This is a genomic window from Nocardioides xinjiangensis (assembly GCF_017916455.1).
In the GTDB taxonomy this organism is placed as follows: Bacteria; Actinomycetota; Actinomycetes; order Propionibacteriales; family Nocardioidaceae; genus Nocardioides; species Nocardioides xinjiangensis.
The window spans coordinates 278,993-300,146 of record NZ_JAFMSY010000003.1; the positions used below are offsets into that span (position 1 = coordinate 278,993).

Here is a 21,154-nt window from a genome sequence, read left to right on the forward strand (position 1 = left end):
CGTCCACCGGCGGTCGCGGCACTCCGGGCAACGCCACCGAAGGTGCACTCCCGCCCCCACCGGCGGGGGCGGGAGCGCGTACGTGGTGGCGTTACCCGGGGACGGGGGGCGCGGCGGGGGACCGCGCGGCCGCAACGGCGAACGGGGGGCGGCACGGGTCACCCCGATTCAGGTGGGCCGCGCGCCGGCCGGTCGGTAGCATGGAGGGCCTCTGACACCGATGGGAAGGCCGCCCGACCCGGGCATCATGACTGAGACCAACCACGCAGGTTCCTCGCAGGACCGTCCGACGCACACCGTCGTCGTCCCCAACAGCATCGACATGGTCTCGGTCCTGGGTCCGGGCGACGAGCACCTCCGCCTCATCGAGCGGGCCTTCGAGGCCAGCGTCCACGTCCGGGGCAACCGGATCACCCTGGCCGGCGAGTCCGCCGAGGTCGCGATGGCCGAGCGCCTCCTCGACGAGGTCGTCACGCTCGTCCGCACCGGCCAGGGCGTCACCGCCGAGACCGTCGAGCGGATCATCCAGATGCTCCGCACGGAGACGCAGGAGCGGCCGGCCGACGTGCTGAGCCTCAACATCCTGTCCAACCGCGGCCGCACCATCCGGCCCAAGACGGTCAACCAGAAGCGCTACGTCGAGGCCATCGACAAGAGCACCATCACCTTCGGCATCGGGCCCGCCGGCACGGGCAAGACGTACCTCGCGATGGCGAAGGCGGTGCAGGCGCTGCAGGCCAAGGAGGTCAACCGGATCATCCTGAGCCGGCCGGCCGTCGAGGCGGGCGAGCGGCTGGGCTTCCTGCCCGGCACCCTGAGCGAGAAGATCGACCCCTACCTGCGGCCGCTGTACGACGCGCTGCACGACATGGTCGACCCCGAGACGATCCCCAAGCTGCTGTCGGCCGGCACCATCGAGGTGGCGCCGCTGGCGTTCCTGCGTGGTCGCTCGCTCAACGACTCCTTCATCATCCTCGACGAGGCGCAGAACACCACGCCGGAGCAGATGAAGATGTTCCTCACCCGCCTCGGCTTCGGCTCGCGCATCGTCGTCACCGGCGACACCAGCCAGGTCGACCTGCCGTCAGGCACCCAGTCCGGCCTCCGGGTCGTCGAGGGCATCCTCGAGGGCGTGGACGACATCACCTTCTGCCGCCTGACCGGCACCGACGTCGTCCGGCACCGCCTGGTCGGTCGCATCGTCGAGGCCTACGAGGTCTTCGACGCCGAGCGCGAGGCCAGCCGCCCCAAGTCCAAGGTGGCGAAGGCCGAGCGCGACCGGCCGCGGGGCCCGCGATGAGCATCGAGGTCCTCAACGAGTCGGGCCTCGAGCTCGACGTACGCCGGCTGTCGCACCTGGCGCGCTTCGTGATGGAGCAGATGCGGGTCCACCCGCAGGCCGAGCTGTGCATCAAGGCCGTCGACGAGGAGACCATCGCCGAGCTCAACGAGCAGTGGATGGAGAAGGAGGGCCCGACCGACGTGCTGGCCTTCCCGATGGACGAGCTGCGCCCGGGCAAGGTCAACGAGGAGCCCGAGGAGGGCGTGCTCGGCGACCTGGTGCTGTCGCCGGCGGTCGCCGAGCGCCAGGGCGAGGAGGCCGGTCACGGCCGCGAGGCGGAGATCGAGCTGCTGACGGTGCACGGCATCCTGCACCTGCTCGGCTACGACCACGCGGAGCCCGACGAGCACGCCGTGATGTTCGGCCTGCAGGGCGAGCTGCTGGAGAAGTGGCGCGCCGTCGCCGCCTCCGCCTGAGCGCTCCCGACCGGACACCCCATGACCGCTGACATCTGGCAGCTCGGCACCGCCGCCCTGCTCGTGCTGCTCGCCGGCCTGTTCTCCGCGGCCGACGCCGCCCTCGGCAGCTTCTCGCGCGCCCGCGCGGAGGAGCTGAAGGCCGAGGGCCGGGCCGGCGCGACCCGGCTCGTGCTGCTGCTCGGCGACCCGGCGCGCTACCTCAACACCGCGCTGATGCTCCGGCTGCTGTGCGAGATCAGCGCCATCGTGCTCGTCGCCACCTGGGCGCGCGACGCCTACCACGGCTCGCCCGTCCCGACGTTCCTCACCACCATCGGCGTGATGCTGGTGGTGTCCTTCGTGGTGATCGGGGTGGCGCCGCGCACCATCGGACGCCAGCACGACGTGAAGGTGGCGCTGGCCTCGGCCGGCCCGCTCTCGCTCGTCACCACCATCCTCGGGCCCGTCCCGGCGCTGCTGATCCTGCTCGGCAACGCGATCACCCCGGGCCGGGGCTTCAGCGAGGGCCCGTTCTCGACCGAGACCGAGCTGCGCGAGCTCGTCGACCTGGCCGAGGCCTCGGCGGTCATCGAGTCGGGGGAGCGCCGGATGATCCACTCGGTGTTCGAGCTCGGCGACACCATCACCCGCGAGGTGATGGTCCCGCGCCCCGACGTGGTCTACATCGAGCGCCACAAGAACCTGCGCCAGACGCTGTCGCTGTTCCTGCGCAGCGGCTACTCGCGCATCCCGGTCATCGACGACAACCTCGACCACATCGTCGGGATGGCCTACCTCAAGGACGTGGTGCGGCGCGACTTCGAGGCACCCGACGTCGAGTTCACCCAGCGCGTGGACGAGGTGATGCGCCCGGTTCACTACGTCCCGGACTCGAAGCCGGTCGACGCGCTGCTGACGGAGCTCCAGGCGCGACGCCAGCACATCGCGGTGGTCGTCGACGAGTACGGCGGCACGGCCGGCCTGATCACGATCGAGGACGTGCTGGAGGAGATCGTCGGCGAGATCACCGACGAGCACGACGTCGCCGAGGTCGAGGTCGAGCACGTCGACGGCGGGGCGATCCGCGTCTCGTCCCGCTACCCGGTCGACGACCTCGACGAGCTCGTCGGCTTCCCCGTGGAGGACGACGACGTCGACAGCGTCGGCGGGCTGATGGCCAAGCACCTCGGCAAGGTCCCGATCCCCGGCTCGGTCGTGGAGTGCCACGGCCTGCGGCTCGAGGCGGAGCGCGCGACCGGTCGCCGCAACAAGATCGAGACGGTGCTCGTCACGGTGCTGCCCACCGCGGACGACGGCGCCACCGACGACGCGGCGCTCTCTAGACTCACGCCATGACCGACCTGTCCGGCGACCTGAGCGCCGAGGACGCCAAGCTCCTGACCCTCGCCCGCGCCACCCGAGCCCGCGCTCGCGCCGCGGAGGGCGCCGCGGTGCGCGACCTCGACGGGCGCACGTACGCCGCCGCGAGCGTGGACCTCGAGCACCTGCGCCTGTCCGCGCTCGAGGTCTGCGTCGCGATGGCGGTGTCGTCGGCCTCGGCGGGGCTCGAGGCGGCCGTCGTCCTCGTCGACACCGGTGCGGCGAGCGCCGAGGTCGACCTGCGGGCGGCTCGCGACTTCGCCGGCACCGACGTGCCCGTGCTCGTCGGCGACGTGGCGGGGCGGCTGCACACCCGGACGACCACGGCTGGGACGACCACCGGCCGGTGAGGCGCTCGCGCACCGTCGGCGGGACTCGCTAGCGTGAGCGCCGTGCGAACGCCTGTCGGTTGGGAGCAGCACTCCACGGGGGTGGCGCGGCTGAGGCAGTCCTGGGCCGCCCTGCCACCGGGTGCGCCCGTCCGGCTGGCCAAGCGCACCAGCAACCTCTTCCGCGGCCGCGCCGCCCTCGGCCGGGGCCTCGACGTGACAGGCCTCGACGGCGTGATCGAGGTCGACGGCGACGTGGCCGAGGTGCAGGGCATGTGCACCTACGAGCACCTGGTCGAGGCGACCCTGGCGCACGGCCGGATGCCGCTGGTGGTGCCGCAGCTCAAGACGATCACGCTCGGCGGTGCGGTGAGCGGGCTGGGCATCGAGTCCACCAGCTTCCGCAGCGGGCTCCCGCACGAGTCCGTCCTCGAGATGGACGTGCTCACCGGGTCGGGGGACGTCGTCACCACCAAGCCGGGCGACGAGCTCTTCGACGCCTTCCCCAACTCCTACGGCTCGCTCGGCTACGCCACCCGGCTGCGCATCGAGCTCGAGCCGGTGCCGGCCCGTGTCGCCCTGAGGCACGTGCGCTTCCACGACGCCGCCACCCTGGCCGACGCCGTGGTGCGGATCGTCGAGGACGGTGCGTGGGAGGGCGAGCGGGTCGACGGCCTCGACGGGGTCGGCTTCGCCCCCGACGAGCTCTACCTGACCCTCGCCCGGTGGAGCGACGAGCCGGGTCCGACGTCGGACTACACCGGCCAGCAGGTCTACTACCGCTCGCTGCAGCGGCGCACCACCGACCGGCTGACGATGCACGACTACCTGTGGCGCTGGGACACCGACTGGTTCTGGTGCTCGCGGGCGTTCGGCGCCCAGCACCCGCTCGTACGCCGCGTGTGGCCGCGGCGGTTGCGCCGCTCCGACGTCTACTGGAGGCTCGTCGCCCTCGACCGCCGCCTCGGCATCGGCGACCGCCTCGACCGGCGCGCCGGCCGGCCGCAGGGCGAGCGTGTCGTCCAGGACGTCGAGGTGCCGGTCGACCGGCTGCCCGAGTTCCTCGACTGGTTCGACCGCGAGGTGGGGATGCGGCCGGTGTGGCTGTGCCCGCTCCGCCTCCGGCGCAGCGACGCGGAGAGGCCGTGGCCCGGCTACCCGCTGACCGCCGGCACCACCTACGTCAACGTCGGGTTCTGGGGCGTCGTCAACGTCGGCCCCGACGCCGCGACCTCGCCGCGCAACCGCGCGATCGAGGCGGCGGTGAGCGAGCTCGGTGGCCACAAGAGCCTCTACTCCGACGCCTTCTACGAGCGCGAGGAGTTCGACCGCCTCTACGGCGGGCCCCACCTGGCCCGGGTGAAGGCGAGGCACGACCCGCAGGACCGACTGACCCCTCTCTACGACAAGGTGGTGGGACGACGATGACCGCGAGCACGGGGGCACCGGACCGGATGTCCATCGGTGAGGCCATGGACCGGTTGGTGAGGGGCGGGCTGCCGCTGCGCTTCACGGCGTACGACGGCAGCGGCGCCGGGCCCGCCGACGCCGCCGTCGGGATGCACCTGCGCACCCGGCGCGGCCTGTCGTACCTGATGACGGCGCCGGGCGACCTGGGACTGGTGCGGGCCTACGTCAGCGGCGACATCGAGCTCTCCGGCGTGCACCCGGGCGACCCCTACGACGCACTGGTCCTGCTCAAGGACCACACGAAGTTCCGGATGCCCACGCCGTCGGAGGCGCTGCACATCGCCCGCAGCCTGGGCCTGTCCCACCTGCGGCCGCCCGCGCCCCCGCCCCAGGAGCACCTGCCGCGGTGGCGGCGAGCGGTGGAGGGCCTGCGCCACTCGATGACTCGCGACGCCGAGGTCATCTCGCACCACTACGACGTCTCCAACCGCTTCTACGAGATGGTGCTGGGCCCGTCGATGGCCTACACGTGCGCCCTCTACGAGACGCCCGACGCCACGCTCGAGCAGGCCCAGGCGGCGAAGTTCGACCTGGTCTGCCGCAAGCTCGACCTCCGGCCCGGGCAGCGGCTGCTCGACGTCGGCTGCGGCTGGGGCACCATGGTCCGGCACGCCGCGCGGGAGTACGGCGTGAAGGCGCTCGGCGTGACGCTGTCGCTCGAGCAGGCGCAGTGGGCCAAGGAGGCCATCGACCGCGAGGGGCTCGGCGACCTCGCCGAGGTGCGCCACCTCGACTACCGCGACGTCGTCGAGACGGGGTTCGACGCGATCAGCTCCATCGGCCTCACCGAGCACATCGGCGTGCGCAACTACCCGTCGTACTTCCGCCACCTGCGTGACCGGCTCAAGCCGGGCGGGCGGCTGCTCAACCACTCCATCACGCGCCGCCACAACCGCCGCCAGGAGACCGGTGCGTTCATCGACCGCTACGTGTTCCCCGACGGCGAGCTCACCGGCTCGGGCACCATCATCACCACCGCCCAGGACCAGGGCCTGGAGGTGCAGCATAGCGAGAACCTGCGCCCGCACTACGCCCTCACCCTGCGCGACTGGAACCGCAACCTCGTCGAGCACTGGGACGAGTGCGTGACCGAGGTGGGGGAGGGCACAGCCCGCGTCTGGGGCCTCTACATCGCCGGATCCCGTGTCGGGTTCGAGCGTGACGAGGTGGAGCTGCACCAAGTCCTGGCCACCCGCAACCACGACGACGGGCGGTCGGAGTTCCCGATGCGCCCGGACTGGTGAGCCACCGATAACCTCGGCGGGTGAGCACCCGCGCCGCGCAGTTCGAGGCGACCGTACGTCGCCGTGAACCGCTGTCGGACCACCTCGTCCGGCTCGTCCTCGACGGGCTCGACGGATTCGTCTCGACAGGGGTCCCCGACGAGTGGGTCGGCCTCGTGGTGCCCGGACAGTTCCAGAGCCGCTACTACACCGTGCGCTCGTGGGCCGACGGCGAGCTGACGCTCGACGTGGTCGTCCACGACGTCGGCCTGGTCACCGAGTGGGCGATGCGCGACTGCCTCGGCGACGTGGTCACCATCACCGAGCCCAAGGCGTCGTTCGCGCCGCCGCCGGGCGCCGGCTGGCTGCTGCTCGTCGGAGACCTCACCGCGATGCCGGCCATGGCGCGCATCGCCGAGACCCACCCCCACCTCGCCACGCACGTCATCGCCGAGGTGCCCGACGACCTCGCCGGCTACCTCCCCGCGACCACCGACGTGACCTGGCTCGAGCCCCCCGGCCACGGACAGAGCAACCTCGCCCAGGTGGTCGAGGGCATCGAGTGGCCGGCGGGCGAGGGGTACTTCTGGATGGCCGGGGAGTCCGCCCAGATGCGTGCGATCCGCAAGCACCTCATGCGCGAGGTCGGGCTGCCGACCAGCCACTACGACGTGATGGGCTACTGGCGCGCGACGGCAGGGCGCCAGCCCCGGGCGGTCGACCCCGGCCCCATCTGGCGCGCGGGCAAGGCGGCAGGGAAGAGTGACGAGCAGATCTGGGCGGAGTACGACGCAGCGCGGGAGGCGGGCGATGGCTGACGACGAGCACGTGGACGAGCACGTGGACGAGCACGTGGACGAGCAGGACGACCTCGACGACGACGACCTCGACGACGACGACCTCGACGACGAGTTCGACCTCTCGGGCGTGGCGCCCGCGGGGGCCTTCTACGAGGCCCCGGAGGGCTTCCGCAGCGGCTTCGCGTCCTTCGTGGGCCGTCCCAACGCGGGCAAGTCCACCCTGACCAACGCGCTGGTCGGGCAGAAGATCGTCATCACGTCCTCCAAGCCGCAGACCACCCGCAACGTGGTGCGCGGCATCGTCCACCGCGACGACGCCCAGCTCATCCTCGTCGACACGCCGGGCCTGCACCGCCCCCGCACCCTGCTCGGTGAGCGGCTCAACGACCTGGTGCGCACCACGTGGGCCGAGGTCGACGTGGTCGCCGTCTGCTTCCCGGCCAACGAGAAGATCGGGCCCGGCGACCGCTTCCTCGTCACCGAGCTGGCCAAGGTGCGGCGCACCGTCCGGATCGCGGTCGCCACGAAGACCGACCTGGTGACGCCGGAGCAGCTGGCCAACCACCTCCTCGACATCGCGGCCCTCGGCGAGGAGACCTCGACCGAGTGGGCCGAGATCGTGCCGGTCTCGGCGGTGGCGGGCGACCAGGTCGACCTGCTGGCGGACCTGCTGGTGCGGCTGCTGCCCGAGGGGCCGCCGCTCTACCCCGACGGCGACCTCACCGACGCGCCCGAGGAGGCGCTGGCCGCCGACCTCATCCGCGAGGCCGCCCTCGAGGGCGTGCGCGACGAGCTGCCGCACTCGATCGCCGTCGTCGTGGAGGAGATGGGCCTGCGCGAGGGCCGCCCGGACGACAAGCCGCTGCTCGACATCGTGGCCAACCTCTACGTCGAGCGCGACTCGCAGAAGGGCATCATGATCGGCCACAAGGGCTCGCGCCTGCGCGCGGTCGGCACCGCGGCCCGCAAGCAGATCGAGGCCCTGCTCGGCACCCCGGTCTACCTCGACCTGCAGGTCAAGATCGCCAAGGACTGGCAGCGGGACCCGCGCCAGCTGCGCAAGCTCGGGTTCTAGTCCGGCACCCAGCAGATGCCGTAGCGCTGGCCGGCCTCCCACTGGGCGCGCGTCGGGCTCTCCTGCGCCCAGGTGAACTCGAGCGGGTCGTCGGCGCTCCCCGCGGCGGCGTCGCGGCACGTGGCGTCCATCCGGCGGGCGATCGCGGCACGCGCCGGCAGGCGCGCGCCGGGGATGTCCACGGTCGAGACGGCGCGCCACGTGTGGTCCGCGCCGCACGTCACCCGCCGGAACCCCCTCGTCCCCGGCGCGGCGGTCGCGCACATCGCGGGTGCTGCGTCCCAGCCCCTCGTCGTGCGGGGAAGTCGCAGGAGGGCGCGCGGCGCCGCGACGGCGACGACGTCGCAGCGGAACCAGTCGGCGCCGGCCTCCGCGCGCTTCGGGCTCGGTGTGAACCAGACGGCTCGCACCATGCTCAGCCGCAGGTCGCGCGGCGTACGACCGAGGTGGCGGGGCAGGCGGGTGGTGCACGCCCGGCGCATCTGCCGCTGTGCGGCCTGCGAGTCCACCCGGCGGGTGAAGCCGGCCTTCGTCTCGAGGTCGAGCCGGCCGACGAAGTAGGTCTCGGCCGTGTGCTGGCGGCGACACGCGACGGGCGCGGTGCGTCCGACGACGGCCAGCGCCTGCCGGAAGGTCAGCGCGTGGCACTCACCGACCCGGGGCCTCGGTCCCGGGTCCGGCGACACGCTCGGCTCGGACTCGGGCGCGGATTCGGGCGCGGTCGACCCCGGCGAGGTCGATCCGGGCGACGCGGGGGCCGGCGAGCCCGGGTCGTCGCCGGGCTGCGAGGGCGACGCGGTGCAGCCGGCCAGCGCGACCAGCAGGGCCACGACGAGGGACATGGCGGGGCGTCTCATCGCATCACCAGCGACGCGAGCGTCCCGCCCAGGTCGTACGCCGACTCCCGCTCCGGCTCGCCCACCTCGCCCAGCACCTCCAGCACGGGGGCGGACCGGCGCCAGGGCAGCGCACCGGCGATCGCCTCGACCGACCGGACGGCACCGGTCGTGTCGTACCGCCCGTGCACGTAGAGGCCGTACGGCTTCCGCCCGCCCGGGCCCGGGGCGGCCGAGCCGTCGTCGCCGAGCGCGCCGCCTGCCTCGAGGAAGACGGTGTCGAAGAAGTGCTTGAGCGCCCCGCTCATGTAGCCGAAGTTCGCCGGGGTGCCGAGCACGAAGGCGTCGGCGTCCCGCACGTCGCCGGCACCCGCCTCGAGGGCCGGCCGCACGACCACCTCGACGCCCTCGATCGCGTCGTCGCCCGCTCCCGCCACCAGCGCGTCGGTCAGGGCCCGCACCGACGGCGTGGGGGAGTGGTGGACGATCAGCAGGCGCGGCACGGTGCCGAGGCTACTCACCGGCCACCGGGCGGCGTACGGTCGGGAGCGTGACGTTCGAGGTGCCGGGCGACGCCTACGACAGGTTCATGGGGCGCTACTCCCAGCCCCTGGCCGCGGGGCTCGCCGACTGGCTCGAGATCGCCGACGGCCAGCGCGCGATCGACGTCGGGTGCGGCCCCGGCGCCCTCACGGGGCACCTCGTCGCCCGCCTCGGCGCCGACCACGTGCGGGCGGTCGACCCGTCGGAGTCCTTCGTCGCCGCCTGCCGCGAGCGCTTCCCCGGCGTCGACGTCCGGCACGGCGTGGCGGAGGCGCTGCCGTTCGAGGACGACTCCTGCGACGTGGCCGCTGCCTGCCTGGTCGTCCACTTCATGTCCGACCCGGTGGCCGGTGTCGGCGAGATGAGGCGGGTGACGCGTCCCGGCGGCTGGGTCGGTGCCACCGTGTGGGACCTCGCCGGGGGACGGGCGCCGACGTGGCCGCTGTGGGAGGCGGTCGCGGGGCTCGATCCTCGGCACGGCGCCGAGCGGGAGCGCCCGGGCGGCTCGCGCGACGGTCTCGTGGCGATCGTCGAGGCCGCGGGCCTGCGCGACGTCGAGTCCCTGGAGCTGCCGGTCACCGTCACCCACCCGAGCTTCGAGGAGTGGTGGGAGCCCTACCTCCACGGCGTGGGCCCGGCGGCGGAGGTCGTGCACGACGTGGGGCCCGACGGCCGGGAGCCGCTCGAGGCCGCGCTCCGGCGCCGCCTCGGAGCGGGACCCTTCGAGCTCACCGCGGTGGCGCACGCCGTGCGCGGCCGCGCCTGAGCACGTCTCACTCCGCGGGAGACCGGGCACGCCCACGAGGGCGGGCGGCTACGCTGGCGGGGTCATGATGCGCACCCTCCTCCTTGGCTGCCGCAGCGAGGTCTGATCCGGCCTCCTCGCTGCGGAGTGTGGCGCGCGCCGGTCGCCCAGCACCGACCGATCCCCGAGGGACACCATGACCAACCTGAGCAACACCGCCAACCAGCAGGCGACGAGCCCCATGCCGTTCGCCCGCTACACGCCCTTCGTCCCCGTCGACCTGCCCGACCGCACGTGGCCGACGCGGAGGATCGAGAAGGCGCCCCGCTGGCTGTCGACCGACCTGCGCGACGGCAACCAGGCGTTGATCGACCCGATGACGCCGGCCCGCAAGCTCACGATGTTCGAGCTGCTGGTGGCGATGGGCTACAAGGAGATCGAGGTCGGCTTCCCCAGCGCCAGCCAGACCGACTTCGACTTCGTGCGCAAGCTCGTCGAGGAGGACCGGATCCCCGACGACGTGCAGATCTCGGTGCTGACGCAGGCGCGCGAGGACCTCATCGAGCGGACCGTCGACTCGCTGGTGGGCGCACCGCGGGCCACGATCCACCTCTACAACGCGACCGCGCCGCTCTTCCAGCGGGTCGTCTTCAACGTCACCCCCGACGAGTGCCGCAGCATCGCGGTCCGCGGCACCGAGATGGTCCTGAAGTACGCCGAGGAGCGGCTCGGCGGCATCGTCGGCAGCCAGGACTTCGGCTACCAGTACAGCCCCGAGATCTTCACCCAGTCCGACACCGACTTCGCGCTCAGCGTGTGCGAGGCGGTCTCCGACGTGTGGCAGCCCGAGGCCGGCCGCGAGATCATCCTCAACCTGCCGGCCACGGTGGAGATGTCGACGCCCAACACCTACGCCGACCAGATCGAGTACTTCAGCCGCGGGCTGACCCGCCGTGAGCACTCCGCGATCAGCCTGCACCCGCACAACGACCGCGGCACCGCCGTGGCGGCGACCGAGCTGGCGCTGATGGCCGGTGCCGACCGCGTCGAGGGCTGCCTCTTCGGCCACGGCGAGCGGACGGGCAACGTCGACCTGGTGACGCTGGGCATGAACCTCTTCAGCCAGGGCATCGACCCGCAGGTCGACTTCAGCGACATCGACGAGGTCCGCCGCACGGTCGAGTACTGCACCAACCTCCCGGTGCACCCGCGCCACCCCTACGCCGGCGACCTGGTCTACACGGCGTTCTCCGGCTCGCACCAGGACGCCATCAAGAAGGGCCTCGAGGACCTGGAGAAGAAGGCCGCGGCGCTGGGCACCGAGGTGGGGCAGCTGCCGTGGGAGGCGCCGTACCTGCCGATCGACCCGAAGGACGTCGGCCGGACCTACGAGGCGGTCATCCGGGTCAACAGCCAGTCCGGCAAGGGCGGCGTGGCCTACGTGCTGAAGTCCGAGCACAAGCTCGACCTGCCCCGTCGCGCGCAGATCGAGTTCAGCCGCGTGGTCCAGCAGCGCACCGACACCGAGGGCGGGGAGATCACGCCCGAGGAGATCTGGCAGGTCTTCCGGTCCGAGTACCTCGACCGCGAGACCCCGCTCAAGCTGAACTCGGTGCACACCTCCAGCGCGGCGGGCGAGAAGGACCAGCTCACCGTCGGGGTGTACGTCGACGGCGAGCGCCACGAGCTCACCGGGCAGGGCAACGGCCCGATCGCCGCCTTCGTCGACGCGATCTCGGCCATGGGCCACGACGTCCGGGTGCTCGACTACGCCGAGCACGCGCTGTCGGCCGGCGGCGACGCGATCGCGGCGGCCTACGTCGAGTGCGCGGTGTCGTCCGACAGCGGTGACAAGGTGCTGTGGGGCGTCGGGCTGGACGCCAACATCGTCACCGCCTCGCTGAAGGCCGTGATCAGCGCCGTCAACAGGGCGTGAGGACCGCGGCATCCGGCACCGTGCCGGACTCGTCGAGGATGCCGCCGACGACTCCGCCGAGTCGAGCCTGCGCCGAGCGAGATGCACCCGCACGCGCCTGACGCGCCGCGGCCGAGCCGGCGACCGCCGTCGACCGGGACGGCACCGCCCGCACGGTCTGCCGCCGGTTCGTGCTCGCCCCAGGCGCCGCACTGCGGTATACAGCCAACGTGGTCCTCGACCGGCTCCGCGTCCCGATCGTGCAGGCCCCCATGGCGGGCGGGCCGTCGACGCCAGCGCTAGCGGCCGCCGTGTGCGAGGCTGGCGGCTTCGGGATGCTCGCCGCCGGTTTCAAAACCGCCGCCGCCGCTCGCGAGGACGTCGAGCGCCTGAGGGCCGCGACCCGCGCGCCCTTCGGGGTCAACGTCTTCGTCCCGCCCGAGGCGCCGGCGAATCCCGCCGCCGTCGCCGCCTACGCCCGACGCCTGGGCGACGGGCTCGGGAAGGCCCGGTTCGACAAGGACGACTACGACGGAAAGCTCGACGTCGTGCTCGAGACCCGGCCGGCCGTCGCCTCCTTCACCTTCGGGTGTCCTGACGCAGGCACGATCGACCGCCTGCGCCACGCCGGCGTCGAGACGTGGGTCACCGTGACGACGGCCGCCGAGGCTGCGGAGGCCGCCGCCGTGGGCGCCGCGGCGCTGGTCGTCCAAGGCGTCGAGGCGGGCGGCCACCGCGGTTCGTTCGCCGAGGGCGAGGGCGACGTCGGCCTGCTCGCGCTGCTGCAGCTGGTCCGCGCGGAGACGGACCTGCCGCTCGTGGCGGCCGGCGGCATCGCGACGGGCGCCGCCGTCGCCGCCGTGCTCTGCCTCGGCGCGGCCGCGGCGCAGGTGGGGACGGCATTCATGCGCTGCCCGGAGTCAGGGACGGCGCCTCCGCACCGCGACGCCATCGGGACCCGCCGGCCGACCGCCCTCACGCGCGCCTTCACCGGGAGGATGGCGCGCGGGATCGTCAACGACTTCATGCGCGAGCACTCGGCCCACGCGCCGAAGGCGTATCCCGAGATCGCGCACCTGACCGCTCCGCTGCGGCAGGCCGGCGACCCGGAGCGTGCGCCGCTCTGGGCAGGCCAAGCACACCGGCTCGCGCTCGAGCTGCCGGCCGCCGAGGTGGTCGCCCGGCTCGTGCGCGAGTGCGACTCGGCGCTGGCCGCCCTGCCGAGCTCGGTCGAGCGACGAGCCGAGCAGTAGACCGGCAGCCGTGCGGCCGACCGCGACGGGGTCGCGCGGAAACGCTGACGGCGTACCCGCTGTCCGGGGTGCGGTGGGGGAGAATGTCCTGGTGCCCCTCTACCGCGACGAGGCGGTCGTGCTCCGCACCCACAAACTGGGCGAGGCCGACCGCATCATCACCCTGCTGACCCGTCAGCACGGGCGCGTGCGCGCGGTCGCCAAGGGGGTGCGGCGCACGACGTCGCGCTGGGGCTCGCGCCTCGAGCCCTTCACCCACGTCGACCTCCAGCTCGCCGAGGGCCGCAGCCTCGACGTCATCACGCAGGCCGAGACCCTCGACCCGTTCCACGCGCGGCTCGGGCTCGACTACGACCGCTACACCGCCGGCACCGTGATGCTCGAGACCGCCGAGCGGCTCGTCACTGAGGACAAGGAGCCCGCCGTCCAGCAGTTCCTCCTCCTCGTCGGTGGCCTGCGGGCGATGTCCGGCGGGGAGCACCCGGCCGGCCAGGTGCTCGACTCCTACCTGCTGCGCTCGCTGTCCGTGGCCGGCTACGCGCCCAGCTTCGACCACTGCGTGCAGTGCGGCGTCGAGGGCCCGCACCGGTTCTTCAACCCGTCGGCCGGTGGCGTGCTGTGCGCCTCCGACCGGTTGCCCGGCTCGGCGACGCCCGCCCCGGAGACCGTGCTCGTGCTCGGCGCGCTGCTCGTCGGCGACTGGCCGGTGGTGCACGCCGCCGACCCGCGCCACCTCCGCGAGGCCAGCAGCCTCGTCTCGGCCTACCTCGCGTGGCACCTCGAACGCGGCCTGCGATCGATGGCGTACGTCGAGCGCTGAGCGCCCGCCGCCGCGGCCCGGCGGTCCTGGTCAGCGGCGCTCCTCGGCGATGCTGTTGCCGCCGTCGACGACGAGGCACTGGCCCGTCACGTACGACGCCCCGGGCGTGCACAGGAAGGCGACGGCGGCCGCGACCTCGTCCGGCATCGCGCTGCGCCCCACGGGGGTACGGCGCCCCTGCCCCTCCTCGTCAGCCGTCTGGCTCGTGGTGGCGACCCAGCCGGGCGCCACCGCGTTGGCCGTCACGCCGTCGGCGGCGTGGTCCACGCCCACCGCGCGCGCGAGCCCGACCATGCCGGCCTTCGCGGCCGCGTACGCCGCCTCGTCGCGCATCGCCATGACGGGACCGGTCACGGAGGCGACCATCACCACGCGTCCCCACCCCTGCCCGCGCATCCCGGACAGGACGGCCCGGGTGGCGAGGAACGCGGAGTCGAGGTTGCGCGACAGCGAGCGGCGCCACTGCTCGTAGGACATCTCGCCGACGGCGCCCGACTCCGTGCCCCCGGACGACGGGAGCGTGAGGGCCGGCGACGTCGTGCTGGTCATGCCCGCGTTGTTGACCAGGACCGTCGGCGGCCCCAGCGTGGCGGTCACCGTGGCGACCAGCGCCCGCACCTGCTCCTCGACCGTCAGGTCGCCCACCACCCCGACGGCACGCACGCCGTGCTCCTCGAGCTCGGCGGCGCGCTCGAGCGCGCGATCCGTGGTGGCCGCCACCGCCACGCCGGCGCCGAGCGCCCCCAGCAGGCGCGCGGTCGCGAACCCGATGCCCTCCGGCGCGCCGGCGCCGGTGACCAGCGCGACCCGTCCGCTGAGGTCGAAGGAAGGGGGGAGCATGCGCGAACCCTCACCGGTCCCGGCGTGGGGGTCAAGGGCCGGGCGCAGGGCGGCCCGACCCGCCGCCGTGCCGCCTGCGACCTCGACCTCGCCCCGAGACCTAGGCTGCTCCCGTGAAGCGACAGGTGAAGGCGCCGACCCCCCACCCGTCCGGCGCGACACCGCCGCCGGTGCCGCGCGACCTGGTGCCGGCCCACGTCGCGATCATCATGGACGGCAACGGCCGGTGGGCCAAGCAGCGCGGCCTGCCGCGCACCAAGGGCCACGAGCAGGGCGAGCACACGCTGTTCGACGTGGTGGAGGGTGCGATCGAGATCGGGGTGAAGGCGGTCTCGGCCTACGCCTTCTCGACCGAGAACTGGTCGCGGTCGACCGACGAGGTCCGCTTCCTGATGGGCTTCAACCGCGACGTGATCCGGCGGCGACGCGACGAGATGCACGACCTCGGCGTCCGCGTGCGGTGGGCCGGCCGGGCCCCGCGGCTGTGGAAGTCGGTCATCAGGGAGCTGCAGGTGGCCGAGGAGATGACCCGCGACAACGACGTGCTGACCCTGACCATGTGCGTCAACTACGGGGGCCGCGCCGAGCTCGCCGACGCCGCCCGGTCGATCGGGCGCGAGGTCGCGGCCGGCCGGCTCGACCCGGACCGCATCGACGAGCGCACCTTCGCCCGCCACCTCTACGTGCCCGAGCTGCCCCAGGCCGACCTGGTGTGGCGCACCTCGGGGGAGCAGCGGCTGTCGAACTTCATGCTGTGGCAGGCGGCCTACAGCGAGATGGTCTTCACCGACGTGCTGTGGCCCGACGTGGACCGGCGGCACCTGTGGGCCGCCATCGAGACCTACGCGAGCCGTGACCGGCGCTACGGCGGCGCCCTGCCCGACCCTTCGTGAGAGGAGGTCCTAGCGGCAGGCGGGGCAGGTCCCGAAGATCTCCAGCGTGTGGCTGATGGCGGCGAAGCCGTGCGCGTCGGCGACCGCGCTGGTCCACCGCTCGACCGCGGGGCCCTCGACCTCGACGGTCGCGCCGCACGAGCGGCAGACCAGGTGGTGGTGGTGGGTGCCGGAGCAGCTGCGCCAGATCGCCTCGCCGTCCTCGTTGCGCAGCATGTCGACCTCGCCGGCCTCGGCGAGCGCCGCGAGCGTGCGGTAGACCGTCGCCAGCCCGACCGAGTCGCCCTGCTGGTTGACCAGGTCGTGGATCTCCTGGGCGCTGCGGAAGTCGGGGAGAGCGGCGAGCGCGGCCGCGACGGCCCGCCGCTGGCGGGTGGGCCGCACGGGGGAGCGCTGCGCCTGGCCCCGCTCAGTGCTCGTCATAGTGCTCCCCGTGCACGGCGTGCCTGTGGCCGTCGTGGACGTAGTCGACGTGGTCGCCGTGCGGGACCGCCGGGTGCCCGCAGTCCCGGCCGTGCTCGTGCGGGTGCTCGACGGGGGAGCGGTGGGGGGTCGCGGACACCTCCGGGAACGGCGCCATCAGCCGGCTGCGGCTGCGCAGCCACACGCCGATCGGCCACGTCGCGGTGAACATCGCCAGCGCCAGCAGCACGATGGTGGGTCCCGGCGCCACCGAGACGCGGAACGACAGCCAGGCGCTGAGGACGAGCCCGCCGACCGAGGCGGTGCACCCGACCACCATGGCGCCGAGGAGCGTCGCGCGGAACGAGCGCGCCAGCTGCTGCGACGTCGCCACCGGCACCACCATCAGCGCCGAGACCAGCAGCAGTCCCACCGTACGCATCGCGACGGTGATGCTGACCGCCGCCAGCACCGCGGTGAGCAGGTTGTAGGCCCGCACGCGCAGCCCGGCGACCCGGGCGAAGTCGGGGTCGCTGGCGACGGCGAAGAGCTGGGGCGAGAGCCCGAGCGTCACGACCAGGACCACCGCCGTCAGGCCCGCGGTGAACCACACGTCCTCGGACGAGATGCTGTTGAGCGAGCCGAACAGGTAGGCCTGCAGCGTCGCCGCACCCTGTCCCGCGATGCCCGTGATCAGCACGCCGCCGGCCAGGCCGCCGTAGAAGAGCAGCGCGAGGGCGACGTCGCCGTTCGTGTGCCCGCGCTCGCGGATCAGCTCCATCAGCACCGCGCCGAGCACCGCGACCAGGACGGCCGTCCACGTGGGCGAGGCGCCGGTGAGCAGGCCGAGGGCCACGCCGGTGACGGCCACGTGGCCGATCCCGTCGCCGAGGAGCGCCAGCCGGCGCTGCACGAGGAAGGTGCCGATCGCCGGGGCGGCCAGGCCGGTGAGCAGCGCCGCGACGAGGGCGCGCTGCATGAAGTCGAGCGCGAAGAGGTCGAGGAAGCTCACGGTCGGGTCCTCCGCTCCCAGTCGAACGGGGACGACACGTGCGGCACGTGGTCGTGGGCGTCGCCCTCGGGCGCCTCGAGGTCGTGGGCGTGGTGGGTGTGGGCCGCGACCTCCTGCGTCAGCGGCGGGCCGTCGTAGGCGACCCGGCCGTCGCGCATCACGACCGACCGGTCCACCAGCGGCGCCATCGGCCCGATCTCGTGGGCGACGAGCACGATGGTCGCGCCGCGCTCCTTCAGTCGCGCGAGCGCCTCGGCGAGCGCGCGCTGGTTGGGCAGGTCGACCCCGGCCGTCGGCTCGTCGAGCACCAGCAGGTCGGGCTCGCCGGCGAGCGCGCGGGCGATCAGGACGCGCTGCTGCTGCCCGCCGGAGAGCTGGGAGATGCCGTACGCCGCCCGGTCGGCGAGACCGACGACGTCGAGCGCCGCCTCCACCGCTCGCCGGTCGGCCCGGCTGGTCGGCCGGAGCAGCCGGCGCCGCCCGACCCGGCCGGAGCCCACGACCTCACGCACCGTGGCCGGCACCCCGCCGGTCGCGCTCGAGCGCTGCGGCACGAACCCGACGCGGTGCCAGTGCTCGAAGTCCGGCAGCGGCGTGCCGAACAGCCGCACCGACCCGCGTGCCAGGGGCAGCAGGCCGGTGAGGGCGCGGACGAGCGTTGACTTGCCCGAGCCGTTGGGTCCGAGCAGGGTCACGGTCTCGCCGGTGCGGACCGCGAGGTCGACGTCGCGCAGGATCGGCCGTCCTCCGATGGCGACCGAGACCCGCTCGAGGACCGCGGGGTCCGTGCCGCGGTCCGGACCCCGCTCCGGGCGGGGCTGGGAGCCGGCTCCCGTGCCGGCGGTCGTGCTGTCGGCCGGTGTCACGAGCAGCCGTTGGCCCGCTGGAGTGCGGTGAGGTTCGCGCGCATGAGTGAAAGGTAGTCCTCGTCGGCCGTCTCCTCCGACAGCCCCTCGATGGGGTCGAGCACCGCGGACTCCACACCCATGTCGCTGGCGAGGGTGTCCGCCATCTTCGGGCTGACCAGCCGCTCGGAGAACACGGTGGTCACACCGTCGGCGTCGATGACCTCCTGCAGGTGGGCGAGGTCGGCTGCGGTCGGCTCGGCGTCCGGGGACAGGCCGGCGATCGCCTCGAACTCCAGTCCGTAGCGAGCCAGGTACGCGAACGCCTGGTGGCTGACCACGGTGGTGGACCGCTCGCAGGAGGCCAGTCCCTCGGTGTACTCCCGGTCGAGCGACTCCAGCTCCGAGCGCAGCTGCGCCGCGTTGTCGGCGTAGGTCTCCGCGCCGTCGGGGTCGATCTCGCCCAGCTCGTCGGCGACCGCGTCGGCGAAGTCCGCGACCAGGAGCGGGTCCAACCAGAAGTGCGGGTCGACGTCGCCGTGGTCGTGCTCCTCGTCGGCGTGGGCCTCGTCCTCGGCGTGGGCCTCGTCCTCGTGGGCCTCGTCCTCGGCGTGCTCCTCCTCGGCGTGGTCGTGCTCCTCACCGGGGGTCGCGGGCAGCAGGTCGAGCACCGCGGCGGCGTCGAGGACCGGCGCGTCGGCGTTGGCGGCGGTGTCGTCGACGGCGGGCTGGAAGCCCTCCTCGAGCACGACGAGGTCCGCGCCCTCCAGGGCGGCGGTCTGGGCGATGTCGAGGGTGAGGTCGTGCGGCTCCTGGCCGGGAGAGGTGAGGTTCTCCACAGTCCAGCCGTCGCCCGCCACCTGCTCCGTCACCCACGCCAGCGGGTAGAACGACGCCACGGCCGAGCGACCACTCCCGGCCGTGTCGCCCCCCGACTGCCCGCACCCGGCAAGGAGGACGGTTGCGGTGAGCAGGCTGGTGAGGGAGAGGGAGCGGGTGGCGAGCGACATGAGAACGATTCTCAGACGCGATGAGAACCGTTGTCAAACCGTGTTCGGTAGTCCACCGGGAAACGGTTGCACGGAACGCGTTCGGACGACTGGAACCCGGTGGACTACCCCAGAGCAGGGCGTTCGGACGACCGGAACCCGGTGGACTACCCCAGAGCAGCGCGTTCGGACGACCGGAACCCGGTGGACTACCCAGCCGTAGGGTGAGCCTGTGCTCGTCGTGACCCGCCTCCGCGCTCCCTCGTCCGCGGCGTCGGCGGAGGCCGAGCTGCGCGCCGGGCTGGTGCGGGCCCTCGCCGTCCTCGCCGCGAAGCCCGGCTACGTGGGCGGTGAGGTCGGCCGCAACGTCGACGACCCCGCGCTGTGGGTGCTGGCCACCCGCTGGGAGAACGTCGGCTCCTACCGGCGGGCGCTGGGGTCGTACGAGGGGAAGATGCACGTCCAGCCCCTGATGGTCCACGCGGTCGACGAGCCCAGCGCCTACGAGCTCGTCGAGGAGGGGACCGACCTCAACGAGGCCCGGCCGCGCTCGATAGGGTGAGCGCTCGCCCACGAGCCGGCAGCCAGCCGGCCCGACCCGAAGGAACTGCATCGTGGCCAAGCCCGCTCCGACCGCCCTGGACAACGTCGTCTCGCTCGCCAAGCGCCGAGGTTTCGTCTACCCCTGCGGTGAGATCTACGGCGGCACCCGGTCGGCGTGGGACTACGGCCCGCTCGGCGTGGAGCTGAAGGAGAACATCAAGCGCCAGTGGTGGAAGTTCATGGTCACCCGGCGCGACGACGTCGTGGGCCTCGACTCCAGCGTCATCCTGCCGACCCGCACGTGGGAGGCCAGCGGCCACCTGAGCACGTTCAGCGACCCCCTGGTCGAGTGCCAGTCGTGCCACAAGCGCTTCCGCGAGGACCACCTCCAAGAGGACCACGCCGCCAAGAAGGGCACCCCGGACCAGCCCGTGGACCCCGACTCCGTCGACATCAACGAGTCGGTCGCGTGCCCCAACTGCGGCACCCGCAACGCCTGGACCGAGCCGCGCGAGTTCAACATGATGCTCAAGACCTACCTCGGCGTCATCGAGGACGAGTCCGGGCTGCACTACCTGCGGCCGGAGACCGCGCAGGGCATCTTCCTCAACTTCGCCAACGTGGTGACCTCGAGCCGCCAGAAGCCGCCGTTCGGCATCGCCCAGATGGGCAAGAGCTTCCGCAACGAGATCACCCCCGGCAACTTCATCTTCCGCACCCGCGAGTTCGAGCAGATGGAGATGGAGTTCTTCGTCAAGCCCGGCGAGGACGAGGAGTGGTTCCGCTACTGGATCGAGGAGCGCACCCGCTGGTACGTCGACCTCGGCATCGACCCTGCCAACCTGCGCCACTACGAGCACCCGCAGGAGAAGCTGTCGCACTACTCCAAGGGCACGACCGACATCGAGTACCGCTTCGGGTTCTCCGGCCGTGACTTCGAGGAGCTCGAGGGCATCGCCAACCGCACCGACTTCGACCTCAAGCAGCACAGCGAGTACTCCGGCAAGGACCTGTCCTACTACGACCAGGCCGCCGACGAGCGCTACCTGCCCTACGTCATCGAGCCGGCCGCGGGCCTGACGCGCTCGCTCATGGCGTTCCTCATCGACGCCTACACCGAGGACGAGGCGCCCAACACCAAGGGCGGCGTCGACAAGCGTGTCGTGCTCAAGCTCGACCCGCGCCTCGCGCCGGTCAAGGTCGCGGTCCTCCCGCTGAGCCGCAACGCCGACCTCTCGCCCAAGGCCCGCGACCTCGCCGCGGAGCTGCGCCAGAACTGGAACGTCGACTTCGACGACTCCGGCGCCATCGGCCGCCGCTACCGTCGCCAGGACGAGATCGGTACGCCGTTCTGCGTGACGGTCGACTTCGAGACCCTCGACGACGACGCCGTCACCGTGCGCGAGCGCGACTCCATGAGCCAGGAGCGGGTCGGCCTCGACGGCATCACGAGGTACTTCGCCGAGAAGCTCGTCGGCTGCTGAGCCCGGCGTCGCGGGTC

22 protein-coding genes are annotated in these 21,154 nt (G+C 72.9%); 15 read left to right on the plus strand and 7 right to left on the minus strand.

Features of this window, described 5'->3' with window-relative positions:
- The first annotated feature begins 247 nt into the window (after positions 1-247).
- The 8 genes from J3P38_RS14815 to era are packed head-to-tail and all read left to right on the plus strand — an operon-like array spanning position 248 to position 8,017.
- Complete coding sequence (locus J3P38_RS14815) at positions 248-1,300, plus strand: PhoH family protein (RefSeq protein ID WP_210440518.1); 1,053 nt, start codon at positions 248-250, stop codon at positions 1,298-1,300.
- Positions 1,297-1,758 (plus strand): rRNA maturation RNase YbeY, encoded by a 462-nt coding sequence (gene ybeY, locus J3P38_RS14820; RefSeq protein WP_210440519.1) that lies wholly within the window; start codon positions 1,297-1,299, stop codon positions 1,756-1,758. Before J3P38_RS14815 ends, ybeY begins: the two co-directional genes overlap by 4 nt.
- Before the next feature lie 21 nt (positions 1,759-1,779).
- Positions 1,780-3,096 (plus strand): hemolysin family protein, encoded by a 1,317-nt coding sequence (locus tag J3P38_RS14825; RefSeq protein ID WP_210440520.1) that lies wholly within the window; start codon positions 1,780-1,782, stop codon positions 3,094-3,096.
- Positions 3,093-3,470, plus strand: coding sequence for a cytidine deaminase (locus J3P38_RS14830; protein ID WP_210440521.1), 378 nt, complete (start codon positions 3,093-3,095; stop codon positions 3,468-3,470). The genes J3P38_RS14825 and J3P38_RS14830 overlap by 4 nt, the downstream gene beginning before the upstream one ends.
- 42 nt (positions 3,471-3,512) lie before the next feature.
- Entirely contained in the window at positions 3,513-4,877 is a 1,365-nt protein-coding gene (locus tag J3P38_RS14835; RefSeq protein WP_210504211.1) for an FAD-binding oxidoreductase, read from the plus strand.
- Positions 4,874-6,163 carry a class I SAM-dependent methyltransferase gene (locus J3P38_RS14840; protein WP_210504212.1) on the plus strand — a complete coding sequence of 430 codons (1,290 nt, stop codon included), beginning with the start codon at positions 4,874-4,876 and terminating at the stop codon, positions 6,161-6,163. Before J3P38_RS14835 ends, J3P38_RS14840 begins: the two co-directional genes overlap by 4 nt.
- A gap of 20 nt (positions 6,164-6,183) precedes the next feature.
- Positions 6,184-6,960 (plus strand): siderophore-interacting protein, encoded by a 777-nt coding sequence (locus J3P38_RS14845; RefSeq protein WP_210504213.1) that lies wholly within the window; start codon positions 6,184-6,186, stop codon positions 6,958-6,960.
- On the plus strand, positions 6,953-8,017 hold the full coding sequence (era, locus tag J3P38_RS14850) for a GTPase Era (protein ID WP_210504214.1): 1,065 nt from the start codon (positions 6,953-6,955) through the stop codon (positions 8,015-8,017). Before J3P38_RS14845 ends, era begins: the two co-directional genes overlap by 8 nt.
- Here the strand turns inward: era and J3P38_RS14855 are convergent.
- Positions 8,014-8,859: a septum formation family protein gene (locus tag J3P38_RS14855; protein ID WP_210504215.1), complete on the minus strand. Its 846-nt coding sequence runs from the start codon at positions 8,857-8,859 to the stop codon at positions 8,014-8,016. The genes era and J3P38_RS14855 overlap by 4 nt on opposite strands.
- Positions 8,860-8,870: 11 nt before the next feature.
- A complete protein-coding gene (locus J3P38_RS14860; protein WP_210504216.1) occupies positions 8,871-9,356 on the minus strand; it encodes a flavodoxin family protein in 486 nt (161 codons plus the stop codon).
- 47 nt (positions 9,357-9,403) lie between these two features.
- On the opposite strand from J3P38_RS14860, the gene J3P38_RS14865 reads away from it, so the two are divergent.
- From J3P38_RS14865 to recO, 4 genes are all read left to right on the plus strand, one after another.
- On the plus strand, positions 9,404-10,162 hold the full coding sequence (locus J3P38_RS14865) for a class I SAM-dependent methyltransferase (RefSeq protein ID WP_210504217.1): 759 nt from the start codon (positions 9,404-9,406) through the stop codon (positions 10,160-10,162).
- Between the two features lie 175 nt (positions 10,163-10,337).
- Positions 10,338-12,077: a 2-isopropylmalate synthase gene (gene leuA, locus J3P38_RS14870; RefSeq protein ID WP_210504218.1), complete on the plus strand. Its 1,740-nt coding sequence runs from the start codon at positions 10,338-10,340 to the stop codon at positions 12,075-12,077.
- A 239-nt stretch (positions 12,078-12,316) separates the two neighbouring features.
- Positions 12,317-13,309 carry an NAD(P)H-dependent flavin oxidoreductase gene (locus J3P38_RS14875; RefSeq protein WP_307807937.1) on the plus strand — a complete coding sequence of 331 codons (993 nt, stop codon included), beginning with the start codon at positions 12,317-12,319 and terminating at the stop codon, positions 13,307-13,309.
- Between the two features lie 91 nt (positions 13,310-13,400).
- The gene (gene recO / locus J3P38_RS14880; RefSeq protein ID WP_210504219.1) at positions 13,401-14,129 is read left to right on the plus strand and encodes a DNA repair protein RecO; all 729 of its coding nucleotides are present in this window, start codon (positions 13,401-13,403) and stop codon (positions 14,127-14,129) included.
- A 30-nt stretch (positions 14,130-14,159) separates the two neighbouring features.
- Here the strand turns inward: recO and J3P38_RS14885 are convergent, their stop codons facing one another.
- Entirely contained in the window at positions 14,160-14,969 is an 810-nt protein-coding gene (locus J3P38_RS14885) for an SDR family NAD(P)-dependent oxidoreductase (protein WP_210504220.1), read from the minus strand.
- A gap of 113 nt (positions 14,970-15,082) precedes the next feature.
- Between J3P38_RS14885 and J3P38_RS14890 the strand changes: the two genes are divergently transcribed.
- Positions 15,083-15,862 carry an isoprenyl transferase gene (locus J3P38_RS14890; protein WP_307807934.1) on the plus strand — a complete coding sequence of 260 codons (780 nt, stop codon included), beginning with the start codon at positions 15,083-15,085 and terminating at the stop codon, positions 15,860-15,862.
- Positions 15,863-15,871: 9 nt separating this feature from the next.
- Here the strand turns inward: J3P38_RS14890 and J3P38_RS14895 are convergent, their stop codons facing one another.
- The 4 genes from J3P38_RS14895 to J3P38_RS14910 are packed head-to-tail and all read right to left on the minus strand — an operon-like array spanning position 15,872 to position 19,131.
- Positions 15,872-16,285, minus strand: a complete 414-nt coding sequence (locus J3P38_RS14895) for a Fur family transcriptional regulator (protein WP_210504221.1) — start codon at positions 16,283-16,285, stop codon at positions 15,872-15,874.
- Positions 16,272-17,276 (minus strand): metal ABC transporter permease, encoded by a 1,005-nt coding sequence (locus tag J3P38_RS14900; protein WP_307807935.1) that lies wholly within the window; start codon positions 17,274-17,276, stop codon positions 16,272-16,274. Before J3P38_RS14900 ends, J3P38_RS14895 begins: the two co-directional genes overlap by 14 nt.
- On the minus strand, positions 17,273-18,142 hold the full coding sequence (locus J3P38_RS14905; protein WP_210504222.1) for a metal ABC transporter ATP-binding protein: 870 nt from the start codon (positions 18,140-18,142) through the stop codon (positions 17,273-17,275). Before J3P38_RS14905 ends, J3P38_RS14900 begins: the two co-directional genes overlap by 4 nt.
- Positions 18,139-19,131, minus strand: coding sequence for a metal ABC transporter substrate-binding protein (locus J3P38_RS14910; protein ID WP_210504223.1), 993 nt, complete (start codon positions 19,129-19,131; stop codon positions 18,139-18,141). The genes J3P38_RS14905 and J3P38_RS14910 overlap by 4 nt, the downstream gene beginning before the upstream one ends.
- Positions 19,132-19,342: 211 nt before the next feature.
- On the opposite strand from J3P38_RS14910, the gene J3P38_RS14915 reads away from it, so the two are divergent.
- Entirely contained in the window at positions 19,343-19,672 is a 330-nt protein-coding gene (locus J3P38_RS14915; protein WP_307807936.1) for an antibiotic biosynthesis monooxygenase family protein, read from the plus strand.
- A 52-nt stretch (positions 19,673-19,724) separates the two neighbouring features.
- Positions 19,725-21,137, plus strand: coding sequence for a glycine--tRNA ligase (locus J3P38_RS14920; protein WP_210440534.1), 1,413 nt, complete (start codon positions 19,725-19,727; stop codon positions 21,135-21,137).
- Positions 21,138-21,154: the final 17 nt, after the last annotated feature.